Here is a 10080-nt window from a genome sequence, read left to right as displayed (position 1 = left end):
CTTAAATATGAGGGATTGACTACTAACTATGAGAGAATTATAGTACTCATAGTTAGGTTTTCTAGGTTTTCGAAATAAAAGTGATGAGTCCATCTAAAAAAGAACTAGTAGTTAAATCAAATCAAGTTATTGAGGCTTCATATCAACTCAGCTCAACAGAACAGCGTATTGTGTTAGCGGCTATTAGTAAAATTAGTCGGGCTGAAGACATTACAGATGATGAAATTTATCGCGTAACTATTGATGACTTAAAAAAACTTGGGGTTCATGAAAAAACAGCTTATAGAGATCTAAAAGATGGTGTAAACCGCTTATATGACAGATCAATTAATTTAGCTATTGATGATGAATCAATCAAAATGAGATGGATTCAATCCATACGATTTTTAGAAAGTAAAAGCGTTGTAGGAATTAGGTTTTCTAAAGAAATTTTGCCTTTCATTTCTAATCTAAGTCGTGAATTCACTAAGTATTCATTATCTGACATTGCTGGTATGAGTAGCGCCTATGCTATTCGTATTTATGAGTTATTAAGCCAATACCGTTCAATAGGAAAACGGGAGATTTCCATCGAATCTCTAAGAGGTATGTTGGAGTTAGGAAAAAGATATCCATTATCTGCTGATTTAAAAAGATGGGTTATTGATACAGCTGTAGATCAAATCAATGAACATAGCCCTTTAAATGTATCTTACGAGCAAATAAAGACAGGCCGAAAAGTCACACACATTCAATTCACGTTTAAAGAAAAATCAAAAAGTATTGAGCATAAATCTGAACAGAATAATTTTTATAAATTGACAGATTCACAAATTAATATGTTTGGTAATCAGCTTTCACGCTTACATGAAGTATCTCACCTAGCACAACAAGGTGAAAGTTATGACGACTTAGCTATCAAAATTAAAGATATGCTGCGAGATCCAATGCAACAAAAACAACTTATTCCTCATCTTAAAAATTTAGGCTTTAAGGCATAAAAGATCGACTGTGTATGTAGCGGTTGACTGTTTGTTGATGTATCTTGGTTCACATAATAGACAACCAGAATTACAAGATGAAATCACTATCTGTTATTGAGCTTTCAAACCTGTATGGAATGACTCGTCAAGCCATTTATAAGCAAGTTAATAAAGGTAATTTAAGTAAGAATAGTGATGGTAAAATTGATCTTTCCGAAGCTATTCGAGTTTTTGGTGAACCGTCTAGAAATGTGAACAGTTCACAGACAACCGAAACACGAAAGTTGTCAGAAGTTCACCTTCTAGAACAGCAGGTTTACATGCTTCAAAAACAGCTTGAACAGGCGCATGAGCGTGAGCAGTTTCAACGTGATGAATTAAAAGCCAAGAATGATCAATTACACGTTAAGGATGAACAAATTGAAGCGATACAACGATTATTAGAAGCTCCAAGAGCCTATACAACTAGGTCTATCGATCCAAAATTAGATACAGCAACAGACACTAGCTCAAAAAGTGAGTCGAACTATGATGGATTGACTACTCAACAAAAAGAAGCTCCTGTACAAACTGAGATCCAAACTCAGCCGAAAGATGACGGATTGACTACTCCAGAGCAGCCGGAAAATAAGCGGATTCCAGTGCCTAAACACATTGAACCAGAGCCTGAAAAAAGGGGCTTTTGGAGCCGTTTTTTTAGACCCTATGATTAACCACGATTATTTAACTAATATGAATAAAGTCGTGAAACATTGATCAAAGAATAGTCGTGGAACATGAATAATCAACAAAAAAGCCCAAGTACGCATACTTGGGCTTTTCATATAAGCATAAGGCTATGAATTATAAGAAATAAAAAATTGTATTTCGTATAAGGTGTATTATGTTAATTTTAGAAATTCTTAAATTTTAATTACTTATAAAATTTGATATTATTGAGAATAATAATTATTTCTTGAATTGATTACTATGTTCAAAGGTAAAAGTTTTGATAACTTTCTAAAATTATCAACTTATATGTTTTGGTTGTTAACTATGTGGTCGATAGGTATGGCGCTATATAATAAATATATGGGCTATTCTGACAGTATAGATATGGGACCTACTTTTACTTTTATGTTTTTTGCATTCTTTGCTAAATATCAATACGCCATCCAATACTGGCTGAATAGATTAGAAATTATCAATATCCGAGAAAGAGAAAAACAGCTTAGAAGGACCCCAGAAGAAAGTACAAAGTCATAGAAAATATTTTAATGAAAATACACCTTAAAAAAATAGTTTTAATCGCTTTCCTTTTTGCACTTCCGTTATTTACCTTTGTTTATGGTATTAGATTGCTTGAAAATAAGCCAACAGCGATTGAAAACTTAGTAAATGGTTTTCTACTAGCCCTATTATTTGGAGCATTTATGGGATTTTGTACACCAAAAAATAGTTACATAAAAACTATTAGAAGTCCCATAAATTTCATTCAAACGTATTTATTAATAATTGCTATGATACTGATTTATTTTGTTTTATATAAAACTCTACTAATACCGAACAATTTAACAGATAGCCTATCAAATGATGCTTTGCTTATTGCTCTCTCATTATCTTTAATTATTGTGGAAAAAAAATTAAGAAAACCACAATAACTATCTTTCTATCTAATTGTGTTTGATTCTTTCGTATCAAAAGCTTTTAACCAATTTAACATAATGGGCGTTATACGAAGTACACTTGTATATTAATTTGAAAATCAATAACTTAAAAATTTAACCATGATCACAAAATGCACAAAAATCGGCTTTTGTAATAATTTGGTGAGTTTTTAAGCAAATCTGTAACATTTTGCCAGTAAATTCGGTTAAAAAACGATCAATCTAGTAATCAGTGCCCATTTCATACGGATCTAGGTTCCAAAACTATCCCCAATTGCTGGGGATAAAATTTAGGCTATTTTGTACGCTTTGGCTCACATCAATCTCGGCCCTTTGCGGCTATCCAGGATAGGTGAATTTTCCTATGATGAAGTCATAGAGAACAGGATGTTCCAAACAACAAGAATAAGAAAGATCGCACCAGGAGCGTGAGGTAAGACAGGAGTCATACCTAGCAACCCAATATGAGAAACCCCGGCAGGATGCTGGGGTTTTTTATTAAAAAAATATATATAATCATTAGCTTAAGCTTAATTTTTAAGCTTCTAACTTGTATTATGTTAATTGTAGATTTCCTTTAGAATCAATTTAAAATTAAGTAGTTGAAAATAATAAAAAAGGCTTTATTAATTTATAAAATATTTATGAAATAAGAGAAAATGCAGAATACCCCCCTAAAACAAGCTAAAGCAGAACTAGAATCCGCTAGATCTAGTATTGAAGCTATGCAAAATTCAAAATCATTTGAAGAGTTTGAGAGAAATTGGCGATTTTTTTTAGGGTGCTTAGAGAAAGTCTGGGCAAAAACTGAAAGAGCATGCCAAGACAAAAGAAATGAGTTTCAACCTTGGCAAGGACAGTTCAGTCGATTACGTAAAAAAGATATGCTTCTTAGATATCTTAAACAGGCTCGTGACGCAGATACTCATTCAATCCAAGAAATCACAGAAATTTATCCTGGTCATACTTCATATAAAAGCGCACACAAAGGCTCTCATTACATAAAAAAAATGGTCATAAGTAATGGAAGCCTCTCTCATTATGAAGGGGATCCTATGATTCAAGAAACTGTAATGCCTCATCCAATAGCAATTAAAGTGCAAAATAATGGTGAGTGGTATAATCCACCATCAAAGCATTTAGAAAGTCCTATTGAAAATCATCATCCAGTAACGTTAGCGTTATTAGGCTTAAAATTTTATAGTGATTTCATTGACCAAGTAGAAATTAAATTTTTCTCCTAAAATTTATTAGCTAGATAAAAAATAAAAAAGCTCATAAATGAGCTTTTTTATTTTATTGAAATAGATATGGAAATAATACTTCAACAGCATGTGGAGACAATCTAACTTGCAATTTGTGTTTAGGAGGAGCAAATATTAGATGGTCTTTAACCATTACTTGAACGATTTCCCTCAATTTTTTCTCACTAATCTGAAACTTATCCTGTAATTCTTTTCTAGAATGTGGCCCACTATGCAAAAGAGTTTTATATATATCTTTCGCTTCTAAAGGCAATTTCTTTAATGGTTTTTTCGTTTTATGATCAAATAAGGCTTCATTGAATCTTAATTGGAAGTAAACGTTAATTCTTTCTTCAAGCTTATATGGTTCTAATAAGCTACTGAAATATGTCATTTGATCTAGAGCAACATCTATAAAATATTCTGTAAATTGTGTTAGTCCATCATCAGATAATATACCTCTACCATCCATACTACCTTGTCTTTGTCTATCAGCAATATCGAGATACTTATAATATTGCTCACTCGAACGAGCAAACCCTCTAGACATAGACCACAGACCATAACTTTTTAAACCGATTGCACGCATAAAACAATCTGTGAACAACCTTGAAACTCGACCATTTCCATCTAAGAATGGATGAATCCAAGCTAAACGGTGATGTGATGCAGCCATTGCCCAATACTTACTCATGCCTGGAAGGTACTTAACTTTATAAGCATTAGAAAACCATGACATATATGCTGAAATTTTTTCTGGCGATGGTGGTGTGTGAGGTCCAACTCTAACGTTTGTTAGACGATAACATCCAGGTTCTATTTGATGAGTAGTTATACCGTCACTATCTAAAATTTGTAGTTCCGAAGGCTCACACTGCTCATAAAAAGCTTCATGAATCTTTTTAATGAAATCTTGTGAAGTTACTTCTTCAACATTGCTGTGTTGCAAATTAAGTTTAACTTGAACCTCAATGTGTCTTTTAATCTCCAAAAGTCCTTTAGATTTATATTCAATAGATTCATCATTTAAATGCAAAAGTTCACTTGGTTTAGTTGGATTACCTTCAATTTTATTACTGTAATAAGAGTTAACTACACGTAATAACCCTTCAATAGCATCTCGTATAGTACTAGGTACAGTTGAATCTAATTGCGCGTCTAAGCGAATTATTTCGAATAACTTCTCTTCTAGCTCTGGTGAGTACGCACTAGCAATCGGTGTAATATCCACGTTGTAAATCTCTTTAAAACAGCAAGATAATTGTACGCTATAAAATCCGAAATAAAAAATATATTAATACACAAATATCAATGTATTACAAAACAACTTTAAAAAAAAATGCCGTTATTTTTTCCGATATAAAGTCAATATTAAATTTTTCTATCCTTTAAATTATTTAACATAAAATCTCATATACGAAATTTAGTTGGAATAACTAAATTTCGTATAGCCAGCAAAAATTTTTACTCACCAAAAACTTTATTGAAGTCCCCGTAGTTAACTTCTTTCAGTCTATTTAAAAGATACGCTGTTTCATCTTTATCAAGGTTTTTTTCATCAATAAGCGTAATTTTTTCAGTTAAACCAATAGTTAAATTACGTGAGTTGATACTGATATTTATGAAGCCACTATTGAAAATCTTATCCAAGAAACTCTTTGGTCTTTGCTCGATTTGCTCTTGCGCATAATTTCCAAAGACATCTATACCCCAACTTTCTCCATAAAAATCTTGTTCATTTAGATGCGGACATACAAAAGCAACTCTAATAAACGATGCTTTAACCCCATAGACATGCTTCTGCAATAGAAAATTTGCTAAACCTGCTTTAATTTCATCACTCAAATTAAATAATGAAGTACCTGTTAGTTTTGGATAAAAGACAACTAATGTCAGTTGATAGTCTTTTTCAAAACCTTCTTGCACAAAGCCATAGAAAATTTGAACTGGATGATTGTCGCTACCCTCACTTGGGTAATAGGCTTCATATAACACTTTTTCTAGTACTCCTATATTTTCGTGAACCGTACTAAGGTTTTTCGTTATTAAAAAGTTTTGAGTTTTAAGCGACTTTAAAGTCCCTAATTGTTTTTAAATTAGTGCGTTTGGGCATGTTGTAGCACTCATAGTATTTCGGCATTTCCAATGTTCCGTAAGAGCCGTTATACATCACAACAGCCGTACAGATCGGCAACTTAATAAATTCGGCAGGCTCAATAATAGATTCCAATTTAATGGACTTGGTTGTACCTGTATTTTGCGACCTATTGGAAGATGAACTGCTTGCCCGACTCGATGAACTTGTACCGCTCGTCTGGCTTGTACCTGCCGTTTCAGAAATATATGTCGTTTCAGTTTGACCGACTAATCGACTGCATTCCTCAGCCGACTCAATGTCCCCAATTCTAAAAACAATTTTTAAATTGCTAGACCCCATGAACATCTTGTCGCTATTTGCTCCATACAAGCGATTTAAGCCCTCCAAACTTTGAAGATAGAGGAATGTAGGCATATTTGCAGAACGTATCGTATTGAGCAAATCAGTGAATTTTGGGATAGGGGCACAATTAATAATTTCATCTAAGGCAATGAATACCGCCTCACGATTTTGATTTGCCTGCAAAATACGCATGGTATGCGCCACCATCGCCCCAAATAATGTAGCTGTTGAACTCTTATACTGTTGGTCAAACTGCAGAAATACGGCTTGTTTTGGCTTCATTAATACTTCTTTTAAATAGAACCCTTGGGTATTGTCTGATGTAGTTACTCGAATACGATCATCATCAAGAAACTCAAATGCTTTTGAAACAGCCGTCATCACAGATGCAAGTAAGCGATCATTTTGGGCTGTTCGAGAAACTTCTTTAGCAATATTTGAAACACTGGATTTTTCAGACTGTCTTAATGCCTTTAACAGCTCATCATTACTATCCATACTGTTAATATAATTTTGAGCATTCACCAGTGATGCCTTATCACCAAGTTCGATGAGAACCGCCTTAAGAATACGTCTAGCAAGGTCATTAAAAACAACTGAATCGGCTGTATCATCTTTGATGATAATGTTTAAAATCTCATTGAGTTCTGCTGAGTCTTTCACTTCTGAAAAAATATTGTAGTGGTCACTATCCACATCCGTTGGATTAAAAACCCAATCGGTATAACCGAAAATTTTAAAGACATTGTTTGCTTTGAGAATCGCCCAAATTTCTGGCTTTACGTCTGTTGCAACGAAGCTACGACCCGACTTCATCCACTCCACGATTTGAGAGATTAAAAACGTTGTTTTACCTGAACCAGGTGCGCCTAACACAATGCCCCGATCTTCATTTGTCACCCTTAGACTTTCACGATGGAACGACCAATCAAGATATTTTTGTTCCATCTCTTTAATTTGCTTTTTGGGTAAAGTCTTATCCGTAAATGCAATAAGCGGAGTTTTATTTTCAAACCCTCGATGCACCTCATTTAATAACGTTCCATATCCTTCAGCCGACTCTTTTTTGATACGTTCTGCACGAGGTTTTGACTTTCCATCTGCAAAATAAAAAAAGGCATAGATACCAGCAATAATGAACCATGATAAAAAATAATTATTTTTTGAAACAATAACATAATTGCTTGCTAGTAAATTTGTGAGGTAGCTCAACATATAGGTCTGAGCTAATATGGCTAAACTCAAAAGGACTACATTATATAAAAATTCATGTAGTGGATTATGCGCTTTAAAAATTGACTTCAAACTCACAACGATCATGAGAAAAAGCGCAATGATGACTAAAACAAAAAGCGTATTCGCCAATCCAACAAAAAGCGGTTTTAGGTGCAAGCCACTGATTAAAAACGTGTAATAAGATATAAGAAAATCATGCACCATCTAATTATCCCCTTTTTGCTGTTGTTTACCTTCACAGGTATCTAGAAATTGAGGTTCAGATACAGGACTTTTGAGCCATGAACAACGAACGGTATAATAAAAAGATGCTTCTGAGCTTCTAAATTTAATTAAATTTTGAGTAGATTTTAGTTCCGCTTTATCATTCCAAATCAATAGCTTGCAATTAATACAACGACCACACAACGGCAAACTTGATCTTATTTCTGATGCAATACCCATCTAATTTTTACTCCATGAACCCAAGTACACGGACGTAATATTTATTCGACTATGTCCCAATTCTTCACTAATTAACATACGGATTTCTTTATCTTTTACTTGCTCGTCAACAGACAATGAACGAGAACCACCGACAGCAGGGCAATCGAAGCCCATTAGTTCACGGTATCTGGTCTGAGCGTAGCCATGCCTTAAACCATGCGTTTGTCCCACACCTAGCGCATGGGTTATCGTTTCAAAATTGGCTTTATGGGATTTATAGCTTTTTTCTTTTGGAATCATGGAACCGCCATTTTTCACAGCTTGAGCGTAAGCGTTTTTGAGTTCTTGACGTTGTTTTTCATTGGTTATTGGAATCGTTCGAGGTCTTCCGCCTTTGGTCCAACTGTCTTTTAAGCGGATATATTTAGCATTTTCAATTTTTTGACCATCCAAAGCATACTCTGGTTGGAATTTCATGCTTTCTTCTCTTCTCAATCCGAAAGCATCTTGTAAACGTAAGCTTTGCGCTATGTTTGGATCGGTTTTAGACAAATCTAAATCTTTTAAAGAAATAGATTTATTTTCATTGGTCACATAGACACGATTTTCTATTTTATAAGTTGCATTATCTTTGACAGCACCACTATTGCCGACTTTTTCAGCCCACCACCGTACAGCAACCATCCGGTTTTTTATTGTTCCTGTGGACACACCATCTTTACGCCATTGCTCAAGCAATTTATTCACATGCCGACCTTTTAAATCTTTGGGCGACATGGTTTTAACGTCATAACCATTCTTGGCAAGCTGTTCAGTAAACAGTTTAAGCATAGCTCTTCTATTTGCTTGTGTTGCGTGTGAACCCTCACGGAATTTATTGCAGAGCTGATCGAATTGATACTCTAAGGTCATGTGTCCTCTTTTATTCGAGATGCTTTATTGATGAGTACAGCACAGCTTTATGCTGGGCTACGGAATCAATGAAGCATCATTTTTTATTTAAACTGTTTGAGATCCGATGTATTGGTTAGTGTTAAGAGCCGAATTAACGTTTTATCAAAGTCAATTATAGAAATTGGTTCGATAAAAAATGCTCAAAAATGGCTATAAAAATTCGAGAATCTTTAAGTCCAAATGTATGAATACTTATAAAAATAAACCGTTTCTGCATATAGGATGAGAGCGATTAAAAGTATTTGATCTCCAATATTAAGTTTGTGTTTAAGCTGAAAAACATAATGAAAGTCAGCAAAGAAAAGTTATGAAAAAACAAGAAAGTTTGATCATTATATCGTCAATTTAGTTCCTGTCACGCATCTATAACTGAATGTTTTGTGTTCAATTGTAAATATTATGAGCTTTTCCCCAGTCGTCACTACTTATAGGTAGTGACGACTGGAGAGCCTGGCCACTATTTACGTGTATCAAAAAGGGGAGCCGCCACCCTTTCGGGATGGCTCGGCTACTCCCTGAAAAATTCAGATGGGAGCTGGTAGTCAGAGGGAATAAGTTTTGAGATTTTGATTTTTCTTAGTCGCTCACACTCCGTTCGCTTTGTCCTTTTCTTTTTAACTGAAACAGGTTTAAACCGAGCGAGTGTCTACGAGCGATTGAGCATTATAAAAATTTCGCTCCTGTCTTTTCCCTGATTACAAGCTCCCTTTCGATTTTAAATGGTAGGTACAGAGCATCCCGAAAGGGTGCGAACAAAATTAATTTGAATCTAGACCGAGCGAAGCGAGCATAAAAACTTATGAGCGAAGCGAATTCCGAGTTGCTTTTTCTTTTAGAGAATTAATTCCAGTTATTTGAAAAAAATTGCCCCTTCGAACTGAGCGAAAGCGAAGTTCAATAGAGTTTGAGCGTAGCGAAAACATAGGGCAATTTTTTAATTTGCTCTTTTTAATTATATTTTAAATCTTTTAAATCTTTTAGGCAGGCTGAAAGCCTTTAAAGACAAGGCTTTCAGCTCTTAAATATGAGGGATTGACTACTAACTATGAGGGATTGACTACTAACTATGAGGGATTGACTACTTAAATATGAGGGATTGACTACTAACTATGAGAGAATTATAGTACTCATAGTTAGGTTTTCTAGGTTTTCGAAATAAAAGTGATGAGTCC

9 protein-coding genes are annotated in these 10080 nt (G+C 34.4%); 4 read left to right on the top strand and 5 right to left on the bottom strand.

From position 1 onward, the window contains the following. Nucleotides 1-80: 80 nt before the first annotated feature. From repM to AC1M9J_RS14535, 4 genes are all read left to right on the top strand, one after another. Nucleotides 81-980, top strand: coding sequence for a replication initiation protein RepM (gene repM, locus AC1M9J_RS14550; protein ID WP_171258818.1), 900 nt, complete (start codon nt 81-83; stop codon nt 978-980). A 77-nt stretch (nt 981-1057) separates the two neighbouring features. Beyond that, on the top strand, nt 1058-1675 hold the full coding sequence (locus AC1M9J_RS14545; RefSeq protein WP_481952556.1) for a plasmid replication DNA-binding protein: 618 nt from the start codon (nt 1058-1060) through the stop codon (nt 1673-1675). A 543-nt stretch (nt 1676-2218) separates the two neighbouring features. Beyond that, nucleotides 2219-2602 (top strand): hypothetical protein, encoded by a 384-nt coding sequence (locus AC1M9J_RS14540; protein ID WP_481952555.1) that lies wholly within the window; start codon nt 2219-2221, stop codon nt 2600-2602. Between the two features lie 665 nt (nt 2603-3267). Next, nucleotides 3268-3852 (top strand): hypothetical protein, encoded by a 585-nt coding sequence (locus tag AC1M9J_RS14535; protein WP_253139454.1) that lies wholly within the window; start codon nt 3268-3270, stop codon nt 3850-3852. 52 nt (nt 3853-3904) lie between these two features. Here AC1M9J_RS14535 and AC1M9J_RS14530 read toward each other — a convergent pair whose 3' ends face one another. From AC1M9J_RS14530 to AC1M9J_RS14510, 5 genes are all read right to left on the bottom strand, one after another. Next, the gene (locus AC1M9J_RS14530) at nt 3905-5083 is read right to left on the bottom strand and encodes a Fic family protein (protein WP_253139457.1); all 1179 of its coding nucleotides are present in this window, start codon (nt 5081-5083) and stop codon (nt 3905-3907) included. A 233-nt stretch (nt 5084-5316) separates the two neighbouring features. Next, nucleotides 5317-5847, bottom strand: a complete 531-nt coding sequence (locus tag AC1M9J_RS14525) for a hypothetical protein (RefSeq protein ID WP_481952554.1) — start codon at nt 5845-5847, stop codon at nt 5317-5319. Nucleotides 5848-5914: 67 nt separating this feature from the next. Beyond that, the gene (locus tag AC1M9J_RS14520; protein WP_481952553.1) at nt 5915-7732 is read right to left on the bottom strand and encodes a type IV secretory system conjugative DNA transfer family protein; all 1818 of its coding nucleotides are present in this window, start codon (nt 7730-7732) and stop codon (nt 5915-5917) included. Then, nucleotides 7733-7972 carry a hypothetical protein gene (locus AC1M9J_RS14515; RefSeq protein ID WP_481952552.1) on the bottom strand — a complete coding sequence of 80 codons (240 nt, stop codon included), beginning with the start codon at nt 7970-7972 and terminating at the stop codon, nt 7733-7735. Continuing rightward, on the bottom strand, nt 7973-8866 hold the full coding sequence (locus AC1M9J_RS14510; RefSeq protein WP_457794841.1) for a phage integrase N-terminal domain-containing protein: 894 nt from the start codon (nt 8864-8866) through the stop codon (nt 7973-7975). It lies immediately after the preceding gene. Nucleotides 8867-10080: the final 1214 nt, after the last annotated feature.

Source organism: Acinetobacter sp. ANC_7588, assembly GCF_056783995.1.
Note: the sequence above shows the minus strand (reverse complement) of the source record. Positions and strands in the feature narration are given on the sequence as shown.